19 protein-coding genes are annotated in these 22,971 nt (G+C 67.3%); 14 read left to right on the top strand and 5 right to left on the bottom strand.

Annotation, left to right across the window (positions count from 1 at the left end; all coding sequences use genetic code 11):
- Window positions 1-55: 55 nt before the first annotated feature.
- Window positions 56-2,935: a valine--tRNA ligase gene (locus BMW87_RS08320; protein ID WP_093075738.1), complete on the bottom strand. Its 2,880-nt coding sequence runs from the start codon at window positions 2,933-2,935 to the stop codon at window positions 56-58.
- Window positions 2,936-3,041: 106 nt separating this feature from the next.
- Here BMW87_RS08320 and yaaA point away from each other — a divergent pair, with 106 nt between their 5' ends.
- The 10 genes from yaaA (at window position 3,042) to BMW87_RS08270 (ending at window position 12,660) form a co-directional block, all read left to right on the top strand.
- A complete protein-coding gene (gene yaaA / locus BMW87_RS08315) occupies window positions 3,042-3,824 on the top strand; it encodes a peroxide stress protein YaaA (protein ID WP_093075736.1) in 783 nt (260 codons plus the stop codon).
- On the top strand, window positions 3,824-4,666 hold the full coding sequence (locus tag BMW87_RS08310; RefSeq protein WP_093075735.1) for a 2OG-Fe(II) oxygenase: 843 nt from the start codon (window positions 3,824-3,826) through the stop codon (window positions 4,664-4,666). The genes yaaA and BMW87_RS08310 overlap by 1 nt, the downstream gene beginning before the upstream one ends.
- Before the next feature lie 29 nt (window positions 4,667-4,695).
- Window positions 4,696-5,598 (top strand): alpha/beta fold hydrolase, encoded by a 903-nt coding sequence (locus BMW87_RS08305; RefSeq protein WP_093075733.1) that lies wholly within the window; start codon window positions 4,696-4,698, stop codon window positions 5,596-5,598.
- Complete coding sequence (gene queF, locus BMW87_RS08300; RefSeq protein WP_093075731.1) at window positions 5,595-6,464, top strand: NADPH-dependent 7-cyano-7-deazaguanine reductase QueF; 870 nt, start codon at window positions 5,595-5,597, stop codon at window positions 6,462-6,464. The genes BMW87_RS08305 and queF overlap by 4 nt, the downstream gene beginning before the upstream one ends.
- A gap of 116 nt (window positions 6,465-6,580) precedes the next feature.
- Window positions 6,581-7,510 (top strand): SDR family NAD(P)-dependent oxidoreductase, encoded by a 930-nt coding sequence (locus BMW87_RS08295; protein ID WP_093075730.1) that lies wholly within the window; start codon window positions 6,581-6,583, stop codon window positions 7,508-7,510.
- Window positions 7,511-7,589: 79 nt separating this feature from the next.
- Entirely contained in the window at window positions 7,590-8,480 is an 891-nt protein-coding gene (locus BMW87_RS08290) for a LysR family transcriptional regulator (protein ID WP_093049037.1), read from the top strand.
- 13 nt (window positions 8,481-8,493) lie between these two features.
- On the top strand, window positions 8,494-9,381 hold the full coding sequence (locus BMW87_RS08285; RefSeq protein WP_093075728.1) for a LysR family transcriptional regulator: 888 nt from the start codon (window positions 8,494-8,496) through the stop codon (window positions 9,379-9,381).
- Between the two features lie 99 nt (window positions 9,382-9,480).
- Window positions 9,481-10,635 (top strand): mandelate racemase/muconate lactonizing enzyme family protein, encoded by a 1,155-nt coding sequence (locus BMW87_RS08280; RefSeq protein WP_093075727.1) that lies wholly within the window; start codon window positions 9,481-9,483, stop codon window positions 10,633-10,635.
- Between the two features lie 36 nt (window positions 10,636-10,671).
- Complete coding sequence (locus tag BMW87_RS08275) at window positions 10,672-11,655, top strand: Bug family tripartite tricarboxylate transporter substrate binding protein (protein WP_093075725.1); 984 nt, start codon at window positions 10,672-10,674, stop codon at window positions 11,653-11,655.
- A gap of 297 nt (window positions 11,656-11,952) precedes the next feature.
- A complete protein-coding gene (locus BMW87_RS08270) occupies window positions 11,953-12,660 on the top strand; it encodes an arylmalonate decarboxylase (protein ID WP_093049049.1) in 708 nt (235 codons plus the stop codon).
- Window positions 12,661-12,666: 6 nt separating this feature from the next.
- Here the strand turns inward: BMW87_RS08270 and BMW87_RS08265 are convergent, their stop codons facing one another.
- Genes BMW87_RS08265 through BMW87_RS08255 form a run of 3 tightly spaced genes read right to left on the bottom strand, consistent with a single transcriptional unit; the run spans window position 12,667 to window position 16,006 of the window.
- Window positions 12,667-14,031: an MmgE/PrpD family protein gene (locus BMW87_RS08265; RefSeq protein WP_093075724.1), complete on the bottom strand. Its 1,365-nt coding sequence runs from the start codon at window positions 14,029-14,031 to the stop codon at window positions 12,667-12,669.
- Between the two features lie 14 nt (window positions 14,032-14,045).
- On the bottom strand, window positions 14,046-15,209 hold the full coding sequence (locus BMW87_RS08260; protein WP_093049052.1) for an acyl-CoA dehydrogenase family protein: 1,164 nt from the start codon (window positions 15,207-15,209) through the stop codon (window positions 14,046-14,048).
- Window positions 15,210-15,223: 14 nt separating this feature from the next.
- Window positions 15,224-16,006 carry a citryl-CoA lyase gene (locus BMW87_RS08255; protein WP_093075722.1) on the bottom strand — a complete coding sequence of 261 codons (783 nt, stop codon included), beginning with the start codon at window positions 16,004-16,006 and terminating at the stop codon, window positions 15,224-15,226.
- 107 nt (window positions 16,007-16,113) lie between these two features.
- Between BMW87_RS08255 and BMW87_RS08250 the strand changes: the two genes are divergently transcribed.
- The 4 genes from BMW87_RS08250 (at window position 16,114) to BMW87_RS08235 (ending at window position 21,796) form a co-directional block, all read left to right on the top strand.
- A complete protein-coding gene (locus tag BMW87_RS08250; RefSeq protein ID WP_093075720.1) occupies window positions 16,114-18,441 on the top strand; it encodes an acyl-CoA dehydrogenase family protein in 2,328 nt (775 codons plus the stop codon).
- A 43-nt stretch (window positions 18,442-18,484) separates the two neighbouring features.
- A complete protein-coding gene (locus BMW87_RS08245; protein ID WP_093049060.1) occupies window positions 18,485-19,471 on the top strand; it encodes a Bug family tripartite tricarboxylate transporter substrate binding protein in 987 nt (328 codons plus the stop codon).
- Between the two features lie 3 nt (window positions 19,472-19,474).
- The gene (locus BMW87_RS08240) at window positions 19,475-21,004 is read left to right on the top strand and encodes a class I adenylate-forming enzyme family protein (RefSeq protein ID WP_093075719.1); all 1,530 of its coding nucleotides are present in this window, start codon (window positions 19,475-19,477) and stop codon (window positions 21,002-21,004) included.
- Window positions 21,005-21,115: 111 nt separating this feature from the next.
- Window positions 21,116-21,796, top strand: coding sequence for a hypothetical protein (locus BMW87_RS08235; RefSeq protein WP_093049069.1), 681 nt, complete (start codon window positions 21,116-21,118; stop codon window positions 21,794-21,796).
- On the opposite strand, the gene BMW87_RS08230 is transcribed toward BMW87_RS08235, so the two are convergent.
- Window positions 21,739-22,947 carry a DNA topoisomerase IB gene (locus tag BMW87_RS08230; RefSeq protein WP_093075717.1) on the bottom strand — a complete coding sequence of 403 codons (1,209 nt, stop codon included), beginning with the start codon at window positions 22,945-22,947 and terminating at the stop codon, window positions 21,739-21,741. The genes BMW87_RS08235 and BMW87_RS08230 overlap by 58 nt on opposite strands.
- Between the last annotated feature and the right edge of the window lie 24 nt (window positions 22,948-22,971).

Here is a 22,971-nt window from a genome sequence, read left to right as displayed (position 1 = left end):
GCAGCGGCGCGCAGCCGCTCCTGGAATCCTAAACGCCCTCAAAGCCCTGCGTCTGTCAGCCGAGGCGCACAAGCTGGTCGCGCAAACGCTCCAGAGTGGCCGTGAAGTCAGTCAGACGTTTACGTTCTTGCTCGATCACGGCCGGCGGAGCCTTTGCGACGAAGGCTTCGTTGCTGAGCTTGGCCTCGACTTTGGCCTTCTCGCTTTCGATTCGCTCGATATCCTTCTTGAGTCGCGCGCACTCGGCTTCCTTGTCGATCGGCACGAACAGGCAAACACGCACAGTTCCGACGACAGCCGTAGGCGCAGCTTCGGCGGCTTTTACCCACGAAGCTTCGTCGTCGAACACTTTCACTTCCTTGAGTTTTGCCAGGGCCTGCAGCACTGGCGCGGCGTCGCGCAGGAAAGCCGCGCTTTCCGCATCGTCGGCCACGGCATAGAGCGGCGGGCGCAATGCGGGCGACAGCTTCATTTCTCCGCGCAACGTGCGGCACGCATCGATCAGCGCCTTCAGCCGCGCCACATATGCCTCGGCCGCTTCATCGATCTTCTCCGGCTGGCTCTTCGGATAGGCCGCGATCATGATCGACTCGCCCTCACGTCCTGCAACCTTCGACACCTTCTGCCACAGCTCTTCCGTGATGAACGGAATCACCGGGTGTGCCAGGCGCAGCAGCGTTTCGAGCACGCGGATCAGCGTGCGGCGCGTGGCGCGCTTCTGCGAATCGTCGCCGGTCTGGATCTGCACCTTGGCAATTTCCAGGTACCAGTCGCAGAACTCGTCCCAGGCGAACTGGTAGATCGCATTGGCCACGTTGTCGAGGCGGTATTCCTCGAAGCCCTTGGCCACTTCGGCCTCCACGCGCTGCAGTTGCGACACGATCCAGTAGTCGGCGCGGCTGAATTTCAGGTAGCCATGCGCCGGGCCGCCGACCTTGCACTCTTCCTTCGTGTGCTCCAGCAGGCCGCAGTCCTGGCCTTCGCAATTCATCAGCACGAAGCGCGTGGCGTTCCACAGCTTGTTGCAGAAGTTGCGATATCCCTCGCAACGCTTCGAATCGAAGTTGATGCTGCGGCCCAGCGAAGCCAGCGAAGCGAAGGTAAAGCGCAGCGCATCGGCGCCAAAGGCCGGAATGCCATCCGGAAACTCCTTCTGCGTGTTCTTGCGCACCGCAGGCGCCGTCTCGGGCTTGCGCAGGCCTTGAGTGCGCTTGTCGAGCAGCTCGGGCAGCTGGATGCCGTCGATCAGGTCCACCGGGTCCAGCACGTTGCCTTCGGACTTGCTCATCTTCTTGCCCTGCGCGTCGCGCACCAGGCCGTGGATGTACACGTGCTTGAACGGCACCTTGCCGATGAAGTGCTTGGTCATCATGATCATCCGGGCGACCCAGAAGAAGATGATGTCGTAGCCCGTCACCAGCACGGTCGAGGGCAGGTACAGGTCGAGGTCCTGCGTCTTCGCGGGCCAGCCGAGCGAAGAGAAGGGCACCAGCGCCGACGAGTACCAGGTGTCGAGCACGTCCTCGTCGCGCACGAGCTTCTTGCCCGGCGCCTTGGCCTGTGCGTCGGCCTCGTTCTCGGCCACGTAAACGTTGCCGTCCTCGTCGTACCAGGCCGGGATCTGGTGACCCCACCACAGCTGGCGCGAGATGGTCCAGTCCTGGATGTTCTCCATCCAGTGGTTGTAGGTGTTGACCCAGTTCTCGGGCACGAAGCGCACTTCGCCCGACTTCACCACGTCGATGGCCTTCTGCGCGATCGACTGGCCGTCGGCGCCGGGGCGCGTCATGGCCACGTACCACTGGTCGGTGAGCATCGGCTCGACGATGGCGCCCGAGCGCGCGCAGCGCGGCACCATCAGCTTGTGCTTCTTCACCTCGACCAGCAGGCCCAGTGCGTCGAGGTCGGCCACGATGGCCTTTCGCGCCACGAAGCGGTCGAGGCCTCGGTACTTCTCGGGTGCGTTGTCGTTGATGGTCGCGTCCAGCGTCAGCACACCGATCATCTCGAGCTTGTGGCGCTGGCCGACTGCGTAGTCGTTGTAGTCGTGGGCGGGCGTGACCTTCACCACGCCCGTGCCGAATTCCTTGTCGACGTAGTCGTCGGCAATGATTGGGATGAGTTTGTCCACCAGCGGCAGCTTCACGTGCTTGCCGATCAGGTGCTTGTAGCGCTCGTCTTCCGGGTGGACCATCACGGCCGTGTCGCCCAGCATGGTTTCGGGCCGGGTGGTGGCCACGGTCAGCGTGCCGCTGCCGTCTTCCAGCGGGTAGGCGATGTGCCAGAGCGAGCCGTCTTCTTCTTCGCTCTCGACTTCGAGATCGCTCACCGAGGTCTTGAGCACCGGGTCCCAGTTGCCCAGGCGCTTGCCGCGGTAGATGAGGCCCTCTTCGTACAGCTTCACGAAGGTTTGCGTCACGACCGCCGAGAGGTCGTCGTCCATCGTGAAGTATTCGCGGCTCCAGTCCACCGTGTCGCCCATGCGGCGCATCTGCTCGGTGATGGTGTTGCCCGATTTTTCTTTCCACTCCCACACGCGCGCCACGAAGTTCTTGCGGCCCAGGTCATGGCGGCTGACCTTCTGCTCCTGCAGCTGGCGTTCCACCACGATCTGCGTTGCGATGCCGGCGTGGTCGGTGCCCGGCACCCACAGCGTGTTGTCGCCCTTCATGCGGTGATACCGCGTGAGGCTGTCCATGATCGTCTGGTTGAACGCATGGCCCATGTGCAGCGTGCCCGTCACGTTGGGCGGCGGCAGCTGGATCGCGAACGACTCTGCGCCTTCCTTGGGTTGCTGCGTGCCGCGGAAGCCGGCCTTGGCATAGCCGCGCTTCTCCCATTCCGGGCCCCAGTGCGCCTCGATGGCGGCGGGTTCGAACGATTTCGACAGGCTGTCGAGGCCGGGCTGGGCGGAAGGGGTGATGGGTTCGCTCATGGGAAATGCAGAACGGCCCTTCAGGGAGCCGTTGGGGGACAGGGTGGGATAGCCCGCGATTTTACCGGGGCGGCCTGGCGTCACGGCAGCCACTGATAATTCCGGGATGCTCTTCCTGCTTTCCCCTGCAAAGTCGCTCGATTACGACACCCCGCTCCCCTCCGAACTCCCCGCCACCCAACCCCATTTCGAGTCTCCGCGCGGCCCTTCGGTCGAGCTGATCAAGCTACTGCGCGAGAAGTCGCCCCAGCAGATTTCTGAACTCATGCACCTGTCGGACAAGCTCTCGGCCCTGAACGTGGCCCGCTACGAGGCCTGGTCCAGCAAGAGCAGCGCGAAGAACGCCCGCCAGGCCGCTTTCGCCTTCGACGGCGACGTGTACGGCGGCCTTGACGCCCGCACCCTCACCAGGGCGCAGCTCGACTGGGCGCAAGACCATGTCTGCATCCTCAGCGGCCTCTACGGCCTGCTGCGCCCGCTCGACCTGCTGCAGCCCTACCGCCTCGAAATGGGCACCCAGTTGGCCAACCGCCACGGCAAGGACCTGTACGCCTTCTGGGGCTCGCGCATCGCCGAGCACCTGAACGAGCGCCTGGCGGCCGATCGCACCCCGGTGGTCGTCAACGTCGCCTCGCAGGAGTACTTCAAGTCGGTCGACAAGAAGGTGCTCAAGGCCCGTGTGGTCGAATGCGTGTTCGAGGAGTGGAAGGGCGACAAGTACAAGATCGTGAGCTTCTTCGCCAAGCGTGCTCGCGGGCTGCTGGCGCGCTGGGCCGTGCAGCACAAGGCGGTCACGCCCAAGGCACTGGAAAAGTTCGACCTCGAGGGTTATGGTTTCGACGCTCAGGTGTCAACCGCCGAAAGGCTGGTGTTCAGGAGAAAAGTCTGATGTCCCAACCAATCAGTCCGGAACTGCGCGAGTGGCTGGTGGCCCAGCTCGCGGCCGGGCACTCGGTGCCGGCGCTGCGTGCGTCCATGCGCGCGGCCGGCTGGCACGATGCCGCCGCCGACACGGCGCTGGCCCAGCTCGAAGCCGGCTTCCCCAACATGGAAGTGGCCTTGCCGCCCGTGCACACGGAAATGCCCGGCCCCGACCTCGATGGCGCGCCGCTGCACCTCGACGCAGGCGACCGCCGAGTGCAGGTGCTGCAGACCATGCGGCATCCGCGTGTCATCGTCTTTGGCAACCTGCTGTCTGGCGAAGAGTGTGAAGGCCTGATTGCCGCTGCGCGCGTGCGGCTCGCGCGCTCGCTCACCGTGGAGACGCGCACCGGCGGCGAGGTACTCAACGTCGATCGCACCAGCGACGGCATGTTCTTCGAACGTGGCGAGAACGAGATCGTCGCGCGCCTGGAGCAGCGCATCGCAGCGCTGCTGCGCTGGCCGCTCGAATTCGGCGAAGGCCTGCAGATCCTGCGCTATGCCCCCGGCGCGCAGTACCGCCCGCACTACGACTACTTCGACCCGAACGAGCCGGGCACGCCCACCATCCTCAAGCGCGGCGGCCAGCGCGTCGCCACGCTCGTGATGTACCTGCAGGAGCCCGAGGGCGGCGGCGCCACCACCTTCCCCGACGTGGGCCTCGAAGTGGCGCCCGTGCGCGGCTGCGGCGTGTTCTTCAGCTACGACCGGCCCGACCCCGTCACCCGCACCCTGCACGGCGGCGCGCCGGTGCTGGCGGGCGAAAAGTGGGTCGCCACCAAGTGGCTGCGCGAGCGCGAGTTCAAGTAGAAGACCAGAGAAAGAAGACCAGGGAACCAATGAAAGTCACCGCCAACGGGCTGCAGATCGAAGTCGACGACACCGGAGGCGAAGGGCGCCCTGTCATCCTGCTCATCATGGGCCTGGGCATGCAGCTGGTGGCCTGGCCCACCGGCTTCGTGCAGCAACTGGTGGAGGCGGGTTTTCGCGTGGTGCGCCACGATAACCGCGACATCGGCCTGAGCCAGGGCTTCGACCGCGCGGGCGTCGGCAACCTGGTGTGGGAAACGATTCGCCACCGCCTCGGCCTGAAGGTGCGCTCGGCCTACACCCTGCAGGACATGACCCTCGATTCGCTCGGCGTGCTCGACGCACTCGGCATAGCCAAGGCCCACATCGTCGGCGCCTCCATGGGCGGCATGATCGCCCAGCGCCTGGCCGCCAGCGCGCCGCAGCGCGCGACCAGCCTCGTGAGCATCATGAGTTCGAGTGGTGCGCGCGGCCTGCCCGGGCCGCGCCGCGAAGTCACCTCCATGCTCATGCGCCGTCCGTCGGGCAGCAGCGAGCCCGAACTGGTCGCGCACAGCATCAGGCTGCTGCGGCTCATCCAGAGCCCCGCCTATCCGCAAAGCGATGAAGACCTGGCCGAGCGCCTCACCTTCAGCATGCGGCGCTCTTACCACCCGGCCGGCCTGATGCGCCAGATGCTCGCCATCGGCGCCGATGCCGACCGCCCCCAGGTGCTGCCGCGCATCCAGTCGCCCACGCTGGTGCTGCACGGCGAGGCCGATGCGCTCGTACCCATCGCCTGCGGCGAGGACACGGCCAAACGCATTCCGGGCTCGAAATTCGTCCCCGTTCCCGGCATGGGCCATGACCTGCCGCCCGAGGTGTGCACCATCCTCGCCAACCACATTGCTCCGTTCGCGCACGCGGCGGAATCCAGAGAAGCCAAGCCATGAGCCACGACCCGACGAACCCCAACACGCCCGAGCAATCGCAGCTCGGCCGCGCCTCGGCCTACGCCGACCACTACGACCCCACGCTGCTGTTTCCCATCGCGCGCGCCACGCAGCGCGAGGCCATGGGCATCAAGGCCGGCGCCTTGCCGTTCTTCGGCGCCGACCTCTGGACCGCCTTCGAAGTGAGCTGGCTCAACCTGCGCGGCAAGCCGCAACTGGCCATCGCGCACTTCACCATTCCGTGCGAGACGCCCAACATCATCGAGAGCAAGAGCTTCAAGCTCTACCTCAACAGCTTCAACAACAGCCAGTTCGCGAGCATCGACGCGGTGCGCGAGCGCCTGCGCGCCGACCTGTCGGAGGCCGCATGGCGCGGCAGCGACCAGTCGGCCGGCATCGGCGTGAATCTGCTCGCCCCCGACATGTTCGACCGCGAGCCGGTGCACGAACTCGACGGCCTCGACCTCGACCGCCTCGACATCGAGTGCACCCACTACCAGCCCGCCCCCGAACTGCTGGGCAGCGACGTCACGCAGGTGCACGTGAACGAAACCCTCACCAGCCGCCTGCTCAAGAGCAACTGCCTCGTCACCGGCCAGCCCGATTGGGGCAGCGTGCAGATCCGCTACAGCGGCCCGCCCATCGACCAGGCCGGGCTGCTGGCGTACATCGTGAGCTTTCGCAACCACAACGAATTCCACGAGCCCTGCGCCGAGCGCATGTTCACGGACATCTGGAGCCGCTGCAAGCCGACCAAGCTCATGGTGTATGCGCGCTACACGCGTCGTGGCGGGCTGGACATCAATCCGTTCCGCACGAGCTGGCCGCAGGCGCTGCCGTTGAATATCCGCACGGCGCGGCAGTAAGCCGAAGCAGCCCTTAAGCCCCTCTTCGGAAACCCGAAACCCGCTCCTGCTCCGCCTGTGGCATTCTGAAATTCGCCCGCGAACCCGCGAGCGGAACATCCGGAGCAGAGACAAACATGGTTGAAGGAAAAGTGGTCGTCGTCACGGGCGCGGGCGGCGGCATCGGGCGCGACATTGCGCTGGCCATGGCGGCCCACGGTGCGAAGGTGGTGGTCAATGACATCGGCGCCGCGCTCGATGGCGCACTCGACGCCGAAGGCAGCGGCCCAACCCGCAGCGCAGGCCCGGCCCAGCAGGTGGTCGACGAGATCCGCGCGGCCGGCGGGCAGGCTGTTCCCAACGCCGACAACGTGGCCGATGCCGCCAGCGCGGCACGCATCGTGCAGTGCGCGGTCGACAGCTTCGGGTGCATTGATGCGGTGGTCAACAACGCTGGCATCCTGCGCGATCGCTTCTTCCACAAGATGTCGGTCGACGAGTGGGACTCGGTGCTCAAGGTGCACCTGTACGGCTCCTACTACGTGAGCCGCGCGGCAGCCACGCATTTCAAGGAGCAGAACTCGGGCGCGCTGGTGCACATGACCTCGACCTCGGGCCTCATCGGCAACTTCGGCCAGGCCAACTACTCGGCCGCCAAGCTCGGCATCGTGGCGCTGTCGAAATCGATTGCGCTCGACATGCAGAAATTCAACGTGCGCTCCAACTGCATTGCACCCTTTGCCTGGAGCCGCATGATCGGCGCCATTCCCACCGACACCGACGAGCAGCGCGCCCGCGTCGACAAGATCAAGCAGATGACGCCCGCCAAGGTCGCGCCGCTCGCCGTCTACCTTGCGAGCGATGCGGCCGGCGCGGTCAACGGCCAGATCTTTTCGGTGCGCAACAACGAGATCTCGCTCATCAGCCAGCCGCGCCCGGTGCGCTCCATCCACCGCTCCGAAGGCTGGACGCCGCAGAGCATCGCCGAGCACGCCATGCCCGCGATGCGCGCCAGCTTCTTCCCGCTGGACCGCTCGGCCGACGTGTTCAGCTGGGACCCGGTCTGAGGAGAAACCCGCAAGAGGGTACGCACGGCACCATTCGCCGGACAATGCGCGTTCCCTTCCTCTTTGATGCCCGCGCCCGGTGAACCTGCATTTCGACCTGTTCGACCTGAAACTGTTCGTCTACGTGGCGGACGCGCGCAGCCTCACGCGCGGCGCCGAGAAGGCCTGCATCTCGCTGGCCGCCGCCTCCACCCGCATCAAGCAGATGGAAGAGGCCGTGGGCGGCAAGCTGCTGCACCGCAGTGCGCAGGGCGTGAGCCTCACTGCCGCGGGGCAGGCGGTGCTGTACCACGCCAAGCGCGTGATGCAGCAGATGGAGCACCTGCGCTGCGACATGCAGGACTTCGGCAAGGGCATCAAGGGCCATGTGCGCGTGTTCGCCAACACCACCTCGATCACCGAGTACCTGCCGCAGAAGCTGGCCGGCTTTCTCACGCAGCACCCGGCCGTGCAGGTCGACCTGCGTGAATACCTGAGCGAAGAGATCGTGCGTGCGGTGGCCGACGGCGAGGCCGACATCGGCATCCTCGCCGGCGACGTGCACACGGGCGACTTCGATGCACGCCCGTTCGGCAGCAACCAGCTCGTGCTGGTCGTGCCCACCACGCACCACCTCGCGGGCGCGTCTTCGGTGGCCTTTGCCGACACGCTCGACGAGCAGCACGTGGGCCTGCACCACGGCAGCGCCATCCACCGCTTCCTGCAGCGCCGCGCCGAGCTCGCGGGACGGGGCTTCAACCCGCGCATCCAGGTCAGCAGCTTCGAAGCCATCTGCCTGATGATCGAAGCGGGCGTGGGGGTCGGCGTGCTGCCGGCGTCTTCTGCGCAGCGGTTATCGATGGCGATGCGCATCTCGACCGTGGCGCTCAGCGATGCATGGGCCGAGCGCGAGCTGAAGCTGATCGCGCGCAATCGCGAGCAGCTGCCGGCCTCGGCGCGCGAGCTGTTCGACCACCTCGTCGCGCATTGAGGGCGCGGCCGTCATGTCCGCCGACCTGAAGTCGCTGCGCCTGTTCGTGGCCGTGGCCGATCACGGCAGCATCAGCGAGGGCGCCAAGCGCTGCCATATCGCGCTCGCGGCGGCCAGCAAACGAATCTCCGATCTTGAAGCCCGCGCGCGGCTGCCGCTGCTGGTGCGCCATGCGCGCGGCGTCACGCTCACGTCGGCGGGGCATGGCCTGCTGCTGCATGCGCGCGCGGTGCTCTCGGCCATGGACCGGCTCGGCGCCGAGCTGGACGATTTCCAGAACGGCGTGGCGGGCGTGGTCAGCATCACGGCCAATGCATCGACCATCGCGCAGTTTCTGCCGGCGCAGATCGGCTCCTTCCTTCGGCTGCACCCGGTGCTGAAGATCGACCTGCAGGAGCGCGCCAGCACCGAGGTGGTGAAGGCCGTGCAGGCAGGCCTGGCCGACATCGGCGTGATCGAGGGCAACACGTCCGCCGACGGCCTCGAATGCCTGCCCTACCGCAACGACGAGCTGGCCGTGGTGATCGCGCGCGACCACCCACTGGCCCGACGCAAGCGCATCGATGTAGACGAGGTGCTGCGCCACGACCATATCGTGGTGCGCGAAGGCACGGCCCTGCACCGCGTGCTGCTGGCCGCTGCGCTGGAGGCGCAGGTGCCGCTCAAGGTGCGCATGCAGGTGGGCAGCTTCGACATGGTGTGCCGCATGGTGGAGCAGGGCGTGGGCATCGGCGTGCTGCCCTATGCGGCCATCCTGCCGCAGCTGCAGATACTGAAGCTGCGCTGCCTGAAGCTCGATGCACCCTGGGCCATGCGCCGCCACCTGCTGTGCGTGCGCAGGCAGCAAGATTTGACCGTGGCTGCGCGCTCGGTGCTGGAGCACCTCGGCCGGCCAGACTGAGCACGAGGCTTCGCGCCGCGCGAAGCCTCGCGCCCGCCAAAAACGAATTGTTCTCTCGCGGCCCGCGCGCAAAGATCGCGCAAACCAAAGGAGACACCCTTGAAGATCGTTCGCGTCAGCGCCACGCCGCTGAACATTCCCGTCACCATCGACGTGGTCGGCCTGAACAAGCAGACCTCGCTGTCGCTGTGCCTCACAGAGATCGAGGCCGACACCGGCCTCGTCGGCCACGGCATGACTGCCATCACCGAGGAAGAAATCGTCGGCGCAGCCGTGCGCGAGGTGGCGGGCCCCGCACTGATCGGCGAAGACCCGATGGCCACCGAGCGCCTGTGGGACAAGCTCTACTGGCTGCTTTCCCCACGCGGCCAGACCGGCTACGCCAGCCATGCCATCGCAGCGCTCGACATCGCGCTGTGGGACATCAAGGCCCGCGCGCTGGGCCAGCCGCTGTGGCGCCTGCTCGGCGGTGCGCGCGCCAAGGTGCCGGTGTACGCCACCTTCGGCTTCGGCTTCTTCGAGCGCGACCAGCTCGCGGCCGCCGCGAAGCTGTGGGTTTCGCAGGGCTTCCAGCGCCTGAAGATGACCGTCGGCAACCACGCACTCGCGCGCCGCGACGAGCCGCGTCCGCTTGACGAAGTCATCGCCGAAGACGTGCGCCGCGTCGCCGCTGTGCGCGAGGCCGTGGGCCCCGACGTGAAGCTGTATGTCGACGCCAACTGCGGTCTCGACCTGTTCCATGCTACCGAACTCGCACACCGCATCGAGCCCTACGGCATCAGCTTCTTCGAGGAGCCGCTCACGCAGAACGACGTGCGCCAGATGGCACAGCTGCGCGCGCGCACCCGTATTCCGCTCGCCTGCGGCCAGAACGAGGGGCTGGCCTTCCGCTTCCGCGACCTGCTGGTGAACCAGGCGGCGGACGTGCTGCAGCCCAACGTGACCATCTCGGGCGGCTACTCGCAGTGCCTGAAGATCGCGGGCATGGCGCAGGCTTTCAATGTGCCCATCGACAACGGTGGTGCCTGGCCCTTTCACAACATGCATCTGCATGCGGGCGTGTCGAATGGCGGGCTGGTCGAATATCACTACGTCGCGGTGCAGATGCTCAAGCAGATCTTCGACGGCCTGCCGGTGCCCGAGCAAGGCTGGCTGACTCTGCCCGAGACGCCGGGCTTGGGCTTCGCGCCCAATGCAGAGCGCGTGCGAGAGCTGGCGAAGCTGCCGACCTCGCACGGCAAGGGCAAGGCCTGAGCCGCCCTGCGAATCAAAAAATAAGACGGAGACACGATGAAAGCCAGACAAGCGATTCGCGCGGCAGTGGCCCTGGGCCTTGCCGGCGCGCTGCTCGCAGCGCCCATGGCCTGGGCCCAGAAGTACCCTGACAAGCCCATCCGCCTCGTGGTCGGCTACTCGGCCGGCGGCGGCGTCGATGCCGCCGCGCGGCTGCTGAGCGCGCGCCTTCCCGCAATACTGGGGCAGCAGGTGATGGTCGAGAACCGCACTGGCGCGACCGGCATCATTGCCGCCGACTTCGTCGCCAAGGCGCCGCCCGACGGCTACACGCTGATGATGGGCGACAGCGCCTTGCTCATTGCCAAGCTGCTGCAGCCGAAGATCGGCATCGATCCGCTCACCAGCTTCAAGCCGGTGGCGGGCGCCTTCATCTCGCCGCTGATGATCGTCGCCAACAACGACTTTCCCGCGAAGACGCCGGCCGAGCTGGTGAAGGAGCTCAAGGCCAATGCCTCGCGCTATTCGTATGCCACGTCGGGTGTCGGCACGGTGCAGCATCTGGGCTTCGAGATGCTCAAACAGGCCACCGGCAGTTCGGTGGTGCATGTGCCGTACCGCGGCGCCGCGCAGATCGTGCCGGACGTGATCGGCGGGCAGATTCCTCTTGGCGTGGTGAGCGCGACGGCGGGCATGGCGCAGGCCAAGGCGGGCAAGCTGCGCGCGGTGGCGCTGATGAACACGGCCAAGCTGGAAGGCGCGGAGAGCGTGCCGCCGTTGGCCGATGCGCTGCCGGGGTTCGATGTGGCGCCGCGCATCTTTGTGCTGGCACCCGCGGGCACGCCGAACGATGTGGTCGAGAAGCTGTCGGCTGCGGTGAAGTCGGTGCTCGATACGCCGGAGGCCGGCACGGCTGCCGCGGCGCAGGGCACGCTGCGTGCCTATGCAACGCCTTCGCAGCTTGGGAAGGACATGGCTGCGGAGACTTCTCGGTGGAAGAAGATCATTTCTGATCAGCGCATCGTGGCTGAGGGGAATTGAGTTTTTTTGTTCGTGGGGCGCTCACGCCGACGGGGTACCTTGCTCCGCGAATGTCCCCCGGGGCTTCGCCCCTCCTCCTTTATTTCGCTGCGCAAGGCACCCCGCCGTCGTGATCGTTCAGAGCACTGGTTAATCAGCCGCAAACCGACAGCACGTCCGGTGCACAGGGCGCCGGGTGCTCCCCGCAGCGAAATAAAGGAGGAGGCCGCAGGCCGGGGGACATTCGCGGAGGGGAGTACCCGGTGGCCTGTGCACATACCCCGAAACAAGAGCCAAAAAAAGCATGGAGCCATCGAAATGACCACACCTCACCTGGGCCTGATCGTCCCCCCGGCAGCCGGCGAAGTGCCGGTAGACGGCCCGCTGCTTTACGGCGAACGCATCCGCTTCAGTGCCAAAGGCCTGGGCCTTGGAGAAATCTCGACACGCGGTTATCTCGACGTCATCGACTCCGTGGTCGAGAAAGCCGTGGCGCTCAAGGAGGAGGGCGTGAGCGCGGTCTCGCTCATGGGCACCTCGCTGAGCTTCTTTCGCGGTGCGGCCTTCAACCGGCAACTCGAAGTCGAGATGGCGCGTGCCACTGGATTGCCCTGCACCACCATGAGCAACGCCATCGTCGGCGCACTGCGTCACCTCGGAGTGCGGCGCGTGGCGGTGGCCACCGCGTACATCGACGAAGTCAACCTGCACCTGCGCAAGTACCTGGAACAGAGCGACTTCGAACCCCTCGCGCTCGAAGGCCTTTCCATCTCCGACGTGAAGGCCGTGGGCGAAGTTCCGACGCAGGTGCTGGTCGATCTGTGCCTGAAGGTCTTCGATGCCCAGCCCGGCGCCGACGGCATTCTCATCTCTTGCGGCGGGCTGGTCACGCTCGATGCGGTGCGCGAAGTCGAAGCGCGCCTGCGGGTGCCCGTGGTCTCGAGTTCGCCCGCAGGCTTCTGGGACCTCGTCGGCACCGCTGGGCTCGATCCGCGCGTGCCCGGCCAGGGGCGCCTGTTCGCCTGAGCCGCTTCAGCCGATAAGCCAGCGCCCCACGCGCGGCGTATCGGCCAGTTGCCAGACCCGCTCGCACAGCGCCTTCGCCTCGTCGGCGGTGGCGCCTTCGCCGTAGTGCGCCAGGCGCTGCATCTTGTCTTCGATCTCCGCGCGGTCCAGGCTGTTGCCGGGGTCGCCCTTCGGTTCATCCACACGGCCCTGCAGCGTGCGGCCGTCGGTGGTCTGCACGCTGACTTTGCCGATCCAGCGTGCGGGGTAGGCAGTGTCGACTTCATCGTCGAGCTGCATCGCCACCTTGTCGCGGAAGGCCGAGACCTCGGGCGCGAGAAAGTCGCGGTCGAACTCGCCTAGGCCCGCGCGGCCGTGCACGGCGATGAGGCCCAGCACTGTGCCCATCGAGAACTTGCCCTGGTGCACGGTGGCCGGCACGGTCACGCGGCCCAGCACGTCGATGGCGCCCTGGTGCACGTGCGTGGTCACGTGAGACACGTCGGTGGGCTTCAGCCTGTTCTGCGTCATCACCTGCAGCAGCGCGTCGGCGGCGGGGTGGGTGTGACGGCAGGAGGCGTGGTATTTGAAGGAGGTCTCGGCCAGCGTCCAGCGCGTGCCGAGGCCGTCGGTGAGCTTCGCAGGGTCGGCGTCGCTCGACATGCCGACGCCCAGGCCCTGCGCGCCTTCGAGGATCTTCGCGGCGCCGGTGAAGCCGTCTTGCGCGAGGTAGGCCGACATCAGCCCGCTCGCTGCCGCATGCGCGCAGTGCAGCTGCTTGGAATCGGCCGCGTCGCGCAGGAACTCCCACACGCCGGCCGACTGCGTGCCGGCCGAGCCGAAGGCGTGCAGCATCTGCTGCGGCGTGAGGTCCAGCAAACGGCCCACCGCAGCGGCGGCTGCGAGCGTGCCTGCAGTCGCGGTCGTATGAAAGGTCTTGTAGTGCGAGCGGCCGAGGAATTCGCCGACGCGGATGCCCACCTCGTAGCCCGCGACCACGGCCGTCAGCAGCTGTGCGCCGCTCGCGCCGAGGCTCTGCGCCACGGCCAGCGCAGGCGCAATCACCACGGCGGCCGGATGGAACACCGAGCCGTTGTGCACATCGTCCTGCTCCACGAAATGCGAGGCCGCTGCATTGACCAACGCAGCGAACACTGGCGAGCTGGTGCGGCGCGAGGTCAGTATCTCGCTGGGTCCGTCGGCGGGGCCCATCATCTGCGCGAAGCGTTCGATGCTGCGCACCGGCCGTGCGGTGCGGGCCGCGAGCACGGAGCCCAGCCAGTCGAGCATCAGGTCTTCGGTGCGGCGCAGCACGGGGGCGGGGATGTCGGCGAACTGCAATTCGGCGGCGAAGGTCGCGAGCAACTTGCTCGGGTGGTCGACTGGGTTCATGGCGATGAAGTCCTTCAGAACGAACGGGGCAGGCCGAGCATGTGCTCAGCCACGTAGCTCAGGATCAGGTTGGTCGAGATCGGCGCCACCTGGTACAGCCGCGTCTCCCTGAACTTGCGCTCGATGTCGTATTCGCACGCAAAGCCAAAGCCCCCGTGGAACTGCAGGCAGGCATTGGCCGCCTCCCAGCTCGCCTTGGCCGCAAGGTACTTCGCCATGTTGGCCTGCGCGCCGCAGGGCTGGTGCGCGTCGAAGAGGCGACAGGCTTCATAGCGCATCAGGTTCGCCGCTTCCACTTCGATGAACGCCTCGGCAATCGGAAACTGCACGCCCTGGTTCTGACCGATGGGCCGGCCGAACACCACGCGCTCCTTGGTGTAGGCCGTCACGCGGTCGATGAACCAGTAGCCGTCGCCTATGCATTCGGCCGCGATCAGTGTGCGCTCTGCGTTGAGCCCGTCGAGGATGTACTTGAAGCCCTGGCCTTCCTCGCCGATCAGGTTCTCGGCCGGGATCTCGAGGTTCTCGAAGAACAGTTCGTTGGTCTCGTGGTTCACCATGTTCAGGATGGGCTGTACCGTGAGCCCCTTGCCGATGGCCTCGCGCAGGTCGACGATGAAGATCGACATGCCCTCGGACTTCTTCTTCACGTCCGCCAGCGGCGTGGTGCGCGCCAGCAAAATCATCAGGTCCGAATGCTGGATGCGCGAGATCCACACTTTCTGGCCGTTGATGACGTAGCGGTCGCCCTTCTTCACCGCCGTGGTCTTGATCTTCGTGGTGTCGGTGCCGGTGGTGGGTTCGGTCACGCCCATCGACTGCAGGCGCAGTTCGCCGTTGGCGATCTTCGGCAGGTAGTTGCGCTTCTGCGCTTCGCTGCCGTGGCGCAGCAGCGTGCCCATGTTGTACATCTGGCCGTGGCAGGCGCCGGAGTTGCCCCCGCAGCGGTTGATTTCTTCCATGATCACCGAGGCCTCGGTCAGCCCCAGGCCCGAGCCGCCGTACTCCTGCGGGATCAGCGCGGCCATCCAGCCGGCCTTGGTGAGCGCGTCGACGAATTCGGCGGGGTAGCCGCGTGCCTCGTCGATCTTGCGGAAGTAGGCATCGGGAAACTGCGCGCACAGGTCGCGCACGGCGTCGCGGATGTCGGGAAAGCTCTTGTCGTTGGCGTTGTTCATCGGTCGTTGCTCAGTCAGTCCAGGCGGGGGCCGCCGGCTTCTTTCTCCACGCGTTGCCAGATCTCGATGGCCATCGGGTCGTCGATCTCTTCCAGGATGTGGCCCACGAGGCCGATGGCGCGCGCCATCACGCCGAAGCCGCGAATGATCTTCCACGGAAAGCCGAACTCGGCCGCAATGGCGCCGATGGCCCCGGTCGCGTTGATCGGTAGCGACTTGCCCGACACGCGCTCGGCTTCTTCCTGCACCGCCTGCATCAGCGCGACATAGTGCGTGGAGAGCCCGTTCTCCGCCGCGATCTGGAACAGGCGCGGCGTGCGCGGGTCGATGGGCTTGTGCAGCGGATGGCCGAGGCCCGGCACGATCTGCTTGCGCGCGCGGTGGTCGGCCACGATGTCTTTCGCCATGTCGGCGAGCGGGCGCGTGGGCTTCTCGCCGAAGGGAATCGCTTCGTAGAGCATCTTCGCGGCGCCCTCGGTGCTGCCGACGAACACCGTGCCCAGGCCGCAAAGACCGGCAGCCACGGCGGCTTGCAGTGCTTCGGGTGCGCCCGCATAAGTGAGGCGAGCAGCCAGCGCGCTGGGCGTGATGCCGTGCTCCACCAGTGTGACGACGATGGCGTTGAAGGTGACGGATTCCTGCGGCGTCGGGATGCGCCCTGTCAGCTCCAGGAAGGCCATATCGCCGAGATTCAGGTGGCCGAGGATTTCCGAAGGCAGGTCGCGCCCGCGCACGGTGATCTTGTCGGGCGTGCTGTGGCCCAGCTCGGTGTGCAGGGATTTCTTGATTTTCGTCATGGCAGCGAATCTAGCCCGCCCTCGCGCGGGGTGGTTCTCTGATTGCGAAACCCTCCCTTCGGCAAATGCAAATGCTCGCTCGCGGGGTCTTCAGGCACGCTGCGGCGATGGATCTTGAATCACTTTCGGCAGTGCGCGAATCGGCGCTCGACTACTTCGTTCGCAGCCGCGCTATCCAGCGGCGGCGCGCATGCATGGAACAACCCGGTGCCGACGAGGCCGAAGGCTGGGGCGGCATCGCCGCGCTGGGCTGGCCCGGCATGCTGGCGCCCGAATCGGCCGGCGGCCTCGCGTTGGGGCTCGACGGCGCGGCGGAGATCCTGCGGGCTGCGGGTGAGCATGTGGCGCCCGAGCCGCTGCTGGCCGTGGCCGGCCTCAGCGCGCTGCTGCTGGCGCGGCTCGGCACGCCGGGCGCGGATGCCCTGCTCGCTGAATTGGTCGCGGGCCGCAGCCTGCCCGCGCTGGCATGGCAGGAAAGCGCCGGCGACCTGAGTGCGGTGCCGCTGGCCTGCGGCTGCGAAGTACGGCCCGGGCACACAGGCGGCGTGCTGCTGCAAGGCGAAAAACTCATGGTGCTGCCCGGCGCGGCTGCCAGCGGCTGGCTGGTGTCGGCGCGCGGAGAGGACGATGCGGTGCTGCTGTGGGTGCGGCGCGGCACCGAAGGCGTGACCGAAACGCTGGTGCCACTGGTCGATGGCAGCCAGGCCTCGAACCTGCGCTTCGAGCAAGTGGCGTTGCCGCCCGGCGCAGTGCTGGCCGAAGGCCCGGCCGCGCAGGATGCGTTGCGCCATGCCCTTGCGGCCGGCCAGATCCTTCAATCAGCCGAGCTGCTGGGCGCGGGGCAGGCCATGCTGGCGCAGACGCTGGCCTACCTGCGCACGCGCTCGCAGTTCGGCAAGCCCATCGGCAGCTTCCAGGCGCTGCAGCATCGCTGTGTCGACATGTTCATCCACCTCGAAGTGGCGCAGGCCACGTTGAACGAGGTGCTGGCTCTGGCAGCACAGGGCTTGCCGGCGGACCGGATCGAAGCCGAGGCGAGCCGCGTCAACGCACGCTGCACGGCCGCTGCGCTGCAGGCGTCGCGAGCATCGGTGCAATTGCATGGCGCCATCGGCTACACGCAGGAGTGCGACCTGAGCCTGTTCTACAAGCGTGTGCTGTGCCTGTCGGCCTGGCTGGGTAACGTCAGCGCGCATCAGCGCCGGCATGCGTCGCTGTCGGGCTATGCGGAAGCCACGGCGGGTGCGGCCGAGTGGCAGGGTAATTTCCCGCGCACCGCCGACTGGTCAGCCATGCCCGAGGCCGATTTCCGCAGCATGGTGCGCGCCTTCCTGCAGCTGCGCTATCCGCCGCAACTGCGTTATCTCTCGCACCGCGCGCGCTGGAGCGAGATGCGCGAGTGGTATCTCACGCTGTCGGCGCAAGGCTGGATCGCGCCCGCGTGGCCGCAGGCGCATGGCGGCATGGGCCTGCCGGCGGACAAGCTCATCGCGTGGATCGAGGAGCTGGAGCAGCACGGCGTGGCGCGCGCGCCCGACCAGGGCATCGTGATGATCGGCCCGCTGCTCATCCAGCATGGCACGCCCGAGCAGCAGCAGCGCTTTCTGCCCCGCATCCTGAGCGGCGAGCATGTCTGGTGCCAGGGCTATTCGGAGCCCAACGCCGGCTCCGACCTCGCGGGCCTGCGCACCGAAGCCTTGCCTGCGCGCGACGCGCAGGGCGATCACTTCGTCGTGAACGGCCAGAAGATCTGGACCACGCTCGCGCAGGACGCCAACCACATCTTCATGCTCGTGCGCACCGACAAGGACGCACGCAAGCAGGAGGGCATCAGCTTCCTGCTGTGCGACCTGCGCACGCCGGGCATCACCATCCGGCCGATTCATACGCTGGCCGGCGAGCCCGAGTTCTGCGAAGTGTTCTTCGACAACGTGCGCGTGCCGGCAGAAAACCTCGTGGGCAAGCTGCATGGCGGCTGGACCATCGCGAAGGCGCTGCTGGGCTTCGAGCGCATCTTCCTGGGCAGCCCCAAGCAGTCGCAGTACGCGCTGGGCCAGCTGGCGTGGCTGGCGCAGGCGCGGCGCCTGTTTGCCGACCCGGTGTTCGCGCAGCGCTTCGCGGCGCTGCGGCTCGACGTGCTCGACCTGTCGGCAGCCTACACGGGCTTCGCGAACATCGTGCGCGCCGGCAAGCCGCTGCCGGCTTCGGTGTCGCTGCTGAAGATCTGGGCGAGCGAGACCTATCACCGCATCGGCGCGCTGCTGGTCGAGGCGGGCGAAGAGCAGGGTGCCGTGGCCGGCGACCAGTTGCTCGACGGGCAGAGCTTCAACGTGCTCTCTCCGCTCATCGGCTCCACCGCCGCAATGATCTACGGCGGCACCAACGAGATACAGCGCAACATCCTCGCGCGGCAGGTGCTCGACCTGCCGGCCTGAGCGATGTAGCCGACGAAGAAATACACAACAGGAGACAACGCTCATGACATCGACTCACTTCTCGCGCCGACACCTCATGGCCGCGATGGCAGGCAGCGCGGCGCTGGCCGCATTGCCGCATCGTGCTTTCGCGCAGCAGCCCTTGCCGCCGCTCATCAAGCTCGTCGTCGGCTATTCCGCAGGCGGCCCGGTCGACGGCGCCGCGCGCCTGCTCGCACCCGCGCTGAGCCAGGAGCTGGGCACGCAGGTCATCGTGGACAACCGTCCCGGCGCCAGCGGCTCGCTCGGCGGCGACGCGGTCGCCAAGGCCGCGCCCGACGGCACGATGCTGTTCTTCGGCGCGAGCCCGACCATCACCATCAACCCGAACGTGCAGCGCAAGATGGCCTTCGACCCGATGAAGGACCTGACGCCCATCGCGCCGCTGGTGGACTACACCAACGTGCTCGTCGTCAACAACGAAGTGCCGGTACGCAACCTCGCCGAGTTGCTGGCCTACGCGAAGGCGCGGCCCGGCAAGGTGTTCTACGGCTCGGCGGGCGTGGGCGCGTCCAACCACCTGAGCGGTGCGCTGCTGGAGAAGATGACCGGCGTGCAGCTGACGCACGTGCCCTACAAAGGCAGTGCACCGGCGCTCGCCGACGTGATGGGCGGCACCGTGACCATGATGTTCGACATCATCGCCACCTCGAAGCCCTTCATCCAGACGGGCAAGGTGCGCGCGCTGGCCGTCACCTCGCGTCAGCGCAACCGCATGCTGCCCGATGTGCCGACCATGATCGAGTCGGGCGTGCCCGGCTACGACGTGGGCGGCTGGTTCGGCCTCTACGGCCCGGCGCGCATGGACCCTGCGCTGGTCGCGCGCATGAACGCCGCGGCGCAGAAGATGCTGGCGCGCGAAGACATCGCGCACCGGCTGCGCGAGCAGGGCTACGACGTGTGGTCTGGTGCGGCCGACCTGCTGGCGACGAAGGGCAGGTCAGATCGCCAGCTCTGGGCGACGGCGTCCAAGGGCATCGAGGCGGAATAGGCGATGCAGAAGATTCATCAGTTGTTGGAGGCACGCGCGGCTCACACGCCGGAGGCTGTCTTTCTTTTCGAACCCGCTGGGACGACGACGTATGCGGCGCTGCAATCGATGGTCGATGCCGCCGCAAACGACCTGCTGGCCGCCGGTGTGCGGCCGACCGACCGCGTGGTGCTGGTGGCCGAGAACTGTGCCGCGCACATCGCGCTGCTCATGGCCTGCAGCCGCGTCGGGGCCTGGTCGTGCGGCGTGAATGCGCGCATGTCGCCGGGCGAGATCGCGGCCATTGCGGAGCGTGCGGATGCACGGCTTTGCTACTTCACGACCGGGGCATCCGAAGCTGCTGAAAGGCATGCGCAGAGAGCCGGTGCAGAGCCTTCCGCACTCGAAGGCGTGATGCGCTCGGCCGTGCGTGCCGAAGCACGCACCGAACCCGACCCGGCATTGGCCGACACGGCCGCCATCATCTTCACTTCCGGTACCTCGGGCACGCCCAAGGGCGTGATGGTGTCGCACCGCGGCCTGCTTCATTTTGGCCGCGTTTCGGCCCAGGTGCGAGCCCTGAGCGAGCGCGACCGCGCCTATGCCTTCCTGCCGATGACGCACATCTTCGGCATCGGCACGGTGCTGATGGCCGCGCTCACGGGCGGTGCCGCGCTGGTGCTGCGCGGCAGCTTCTCGCCGGCCGACATGCTGCAGGCGCTGGCGCACGAGCAGGTGTCGAACCTGCTCGGGCCGCCGACGATGTATGCGCGCCTGCTGGCCCACATCGAGGCGGAGGGCGTGGCGCCGCGCTTTCCGCAGCTGCGCTACGTCTATACCGGCTCGGCGCCGCTCGATCCGGCGCTCAAGCAGCGCGTGGAGCAGTTGTTCGGCCAGCCGCTGCACTATGGCTACGGGCTGTCCGAGTACGCGGGCTCGGTGTTTCTCACGCGCACCGAATCGCCGCGCGCAGACACCTCGGCGGGCTACGCGGTGGAAGGCGGCGAGGCCCGCATCGTGACCCTCGACGGCAATGACGCCGCGCCCGGCGATACCGGCGAGATCTGGCTGCGCGGCCCCGGCCTCATGCTCGGCTACTTCCGCGATGCCGCCGCCACAGCGCAGGTGATGCGCCCAGGCGGCTGGTACGCCACCGGCGATCTCGGGCGCTTCGGCAGCGACGGTGCGCTGTTCGTGGTCGGCCGGCTGAAGGAAATGATCATCCGCTCGGGCTTCAACGTATACCCGGCGGAGATCGAGGCGGTCATCGCCCGCTTCGACGGCGTGCACCTGTGCGCGGTGGTCGGCGTGCCCGAGGCCGACGGCAACGAGCAGGTCGTCGCCTTCGTCGAACTGAAGCCCGGCGCGGTGCTCGACGAGGCGGCTCTGCGCGCGCACCTTGTCGAGCACCTGTCGCCCTACAAGCGCCCGGCCCGCATCGAGGTGATCGACGCGATGCCGACCACGGCCAACGGCAAGCTGCTCAAGCGCGAGTTGCAGGCGCGCTGCACGCCGTTTCCGGACATTCCCAACCGGTGCGCGGGGCCATCGTAGGCACGCTCCTACACCCGCGCCCAGAGGCGGGCACGATACTTGTTAACTCCCCCGTTTCAGGAAGTACCTCGTGACCGTGCCGATGAACCCGACGCCCGTGGCTGCTGCGCAATGAAGGCCTCGCCCAGTGCGCGCAGCTGGATCGCCGCCGGCGTGCGCCACGAACTGCTCACACGTGCGTTGCCCGCCCTGCGGCACGACATGGCGGCGCCCGTCTCGGTGATCCGCATGGCGCTGCTGATGCTCAAGCGGCAGGTTGGCGCCGCCACCATCGACGCCGTGGCCTGCGAAGAGCGGGTGGCGCTGATCGACAACCAGGTGTCGGAGCTGATCGAAGCCGTCCGCTCGCTGCGCGATTGGGAACTGGCCACCACCGACGACGGCATCACCCGCAGCGCGCTGGTGGCGCAATGCGTGGCGCTGATGCGCTCGGCCTTCGATCTGCACGGCGTGTCGCTCGACGCCGATGCCTCGCTCGATCCGCAGGAAGACGAGCACCGCTGGCCTGCCGCGGCGGCCCTGCGCTACCTGTTCCTCGGGGCGTTGGGGTACCTGCACGACGGTGCGGCCGAGGCGGGGGCGATCCGTGTCGAGGCAGATGGTGCGAATGCACTGCGCCTCACGGCCCTGCCGCGCGAACCCGGTGGCACGCCCGCCGTGCTCGATGCGCACCGCGCACCGCGCGCCCTGGCCATCGATGCCGTCGCGCTGCAGAACCTGGCTGAAGACCTTGGCTACGCCGTGGCGCTGGATGGCGACAGCGTGCGCCTCGTGCTCGCGACCGGTAACTGAGCCTTGCTGTTGCGGCCTCGCGCCGCCTGCCTCCGCCGTGGCGCTCGCAGGAAGGCCAGCAGCCGCCGTTCGGCCGCATGCAGCCCACGTGATGGCCTGGCCGTGCCGTGCCCGGCGATCCTTTCGAACAGTGCGCCGGTGGCTTCGTCGCCCTCCGAGAGCGCGCTGCCCAGCGCCAGCACGGCCGGGTGCACGTACGCCTTCTTGCAGACTGCTGGCGTGTTGCCGAGTTGCCTGGCGACGGCCGCGAGGATGTCCTTTGCGCTGTAGCGAGTGCCGTCGGCAGCGGCGCGGCCCGGCTCGCAGGCCAGCCGGGTGAGTTCCAGCGCCTGCACGGTGCCGTGCCAGGTGCGGAAATCCTTCGCGGTGAAGCGCTCACCCTGCGCGGCTTCGGCCAGGTAGTCGTTCACGTCGGTGGACGAGACGCTGCGCAGTTCGCCATTTCCGCCTCCCTCTGCATCCTCGTCCACGTACTGGAACAGCGCCTGCCCCGGCAACTGCTGGCATTGCCGCACCACCCTGGCCACGCGCGGGTCGTCGAGCTTCGCCTCGTGCATCACGCCGCTCTTGCCCCGAAAGCGCAGCCGCAGGGCCTGGCCCTGCACGGCCGCATGCCGGTTGCGCAGCGTGGTGAGGCCGTAGGAGCCGTTGCTGCTCGCGTATTCCTCGTTGCCCACGCGCAGCAGCGTGGTGTCGAGCAGGCGCACCACCGCCGCGAGCACCTGGCTGCGGCCCGGCGCCTTCTGGCCCCTTGGCAATTGCAGGTCGCGCGCCACACGGGCGCGGATGCGCGGCAGCGCGAGCGCGAAGGCTTCGAGGCGGTCGAACTTGGTCTCGTCCTTCATCGAGCGCCAGTCGGCGTGGTAGCGGTACTGCTTGCGCCCGCGCGCGTCGATGCCGGTGGCCTGCAGATGGCCGTTGGGCAGCGGGCAGATCCACACCTGGGTGTAGGCCGGCGGAATGGCCAGCATGCGGATGCGCGAGATCTCGTCCACGTCGCGCAGCCATTGCCCCTTGGCATCGCGGTAGCGAAAGCGCTCGCCGTGCTTCAGGCGGCGTATGCCGGGCATGTCGGGGTTCACGTAGACGAGGCCGTTGGCGATGGGCGTCGGCTTTGACGGAGGCTTTGCAGGAGTGGAAGAGTCCGGCATGGTGTTTGCGTGATGGCGTTACAT

It is taken from the genome of Variovorax sp. OV084 (genome assembly GCF_900111625.1).
In the GTDB taxonomy this organism is placed as follows: domain Bacteria; phylum Pseudomonadota; class Gammaproteobacteria; order Burkholderiales; family Burkholderiaceae_C; genus Variovorax.
Note: the sequence above shows the minus strand (reverse complement) of the source record. Positions and strands in the feature narration are given on the sequence as shown.

Excerpts from the sequence above, each read along its gene's own strand:
- BMW87_RS08260 (WP_093049052.1), bottom strand. The coding sequence starts at position 15,209 with ATGAACAACGCCAACGACAAGAGCTTTCCCGACATCCGCGACGCCGTG.
- queF (WP_093075731.1), top strand. The coding sequence starts at position 5,595 with ATGAGCCACGACCCGACGAACCCCAACACGCCCGAGCAATCGCAGCTC.
- BMW87_RS08270 (WP_093049049.1), top strand. The coding sequence starts at position 11,953 with ATGACCACACCTCACCTGGGCCTGATCGTCCCCCCGGCAGCCGGCGAA.
- BMW87_RS08235 (WP_093049069.1), top strand. The coding sequence starts at position 21,116 with ATGAAGGCCTCGCCCAGTGCGCGCAGCTGGATCGCCGCCGGCGTGCGC.
- BMW87_RS08320 (WP_093075738.1), bottom strand. The coding sequence starts at position 2,935 with ATGAGCGAACCCATCACCCCTTCCGCCCAGCCCGGCCTCGACAGCCTG.
- BMW87_RS08230 (WP_093075717.1), bottom strand. The coding sequence starts at position 22,947 with ATGCCGGACTCTTCCACTCCTGCAAAGCCTCCGTCAAAGCCGACGCCC.
- BMW87_RS08275 (WP_093075725.1), top strand. The coding sequence starts at position 10,672 with ATGAAAGCCAGACAAGCGATTCGCGCGGCAGTGGCCCTGGGCCTTGCC.
- BMW87_RS08255 (WP_093075722.1), bottom strand. The coding sequence starts at position 16,006 with ATGACGAAAATCAAGAAATCCCTGCACACCGAGCTGGGCCACAGCACG.
- BMW87_RS08305 (WP_093075733.1), top strand. The coding sequence starts at position 4,696 with ATGAAAGTCACCGCCAACGGGCTGCAGATCGAAGTCGACGACACCGGA.
- BMW87_RS08250 (WP_093075720.1), top strand. The coding sequence starts at position 16,114 with ATGGATCTTGAATCACTTTCGGCAGTGCGCGAATCGGCGCTCGACTAC.
- BMW87_RS08295 (WP_093075730.1), top strand. The coding sequence starts at position 6,581 with ATGGTTGAAGGAAAAGTGGTCGTCGTCACGGGCGCGGGCGGCGGCATC.
- BMW87_RS08245 (WP_093049060.1), top strand. The coding sequence starts at position 18,485 with ATGACATCGACTCACTTCTCGCGCCGACACCTCATGGCCGCGATGGCA.
- BMW87_RS08265 (WP_093075724.1), bottom strand. The coding sequence starts at position 14,031 with ATGAACCCAGTCGACCACCCGAGCAAGTTGCTCGCGACCTTCGCCGCC.
- BMW87_RS08310 (WP_093075735.1), top strand. The coding sequence starts at position 3,824 with ATGTCCCAACCAATCAGTCCGGAACTGCGCGAGTGGCTGGTGGCCCAG.
- BMW87_RS08285 (WP_093075728.1), top strand. The coding sequence starts at position 8,494 with ATGTCCGCCGACCTGAAGTCGCTGCGCCTGTTCGTGGCCGTGGCCGAT.
- BMW87_RS08240 (WP_093075719.1), top strand. The coding sequence starts at position 19,475 with ATGCAGAAGATTCATCAGTTGTTGGAGGCACGCGCGGCTCACACGCCG.
- yaaA (WP_093075736.1), top strand. The coding sequence starts at position 3,042 with ATGCTCTTCCTGCTTTCCCCTGCAAAGTCGCTCGATTACGACACCCCG.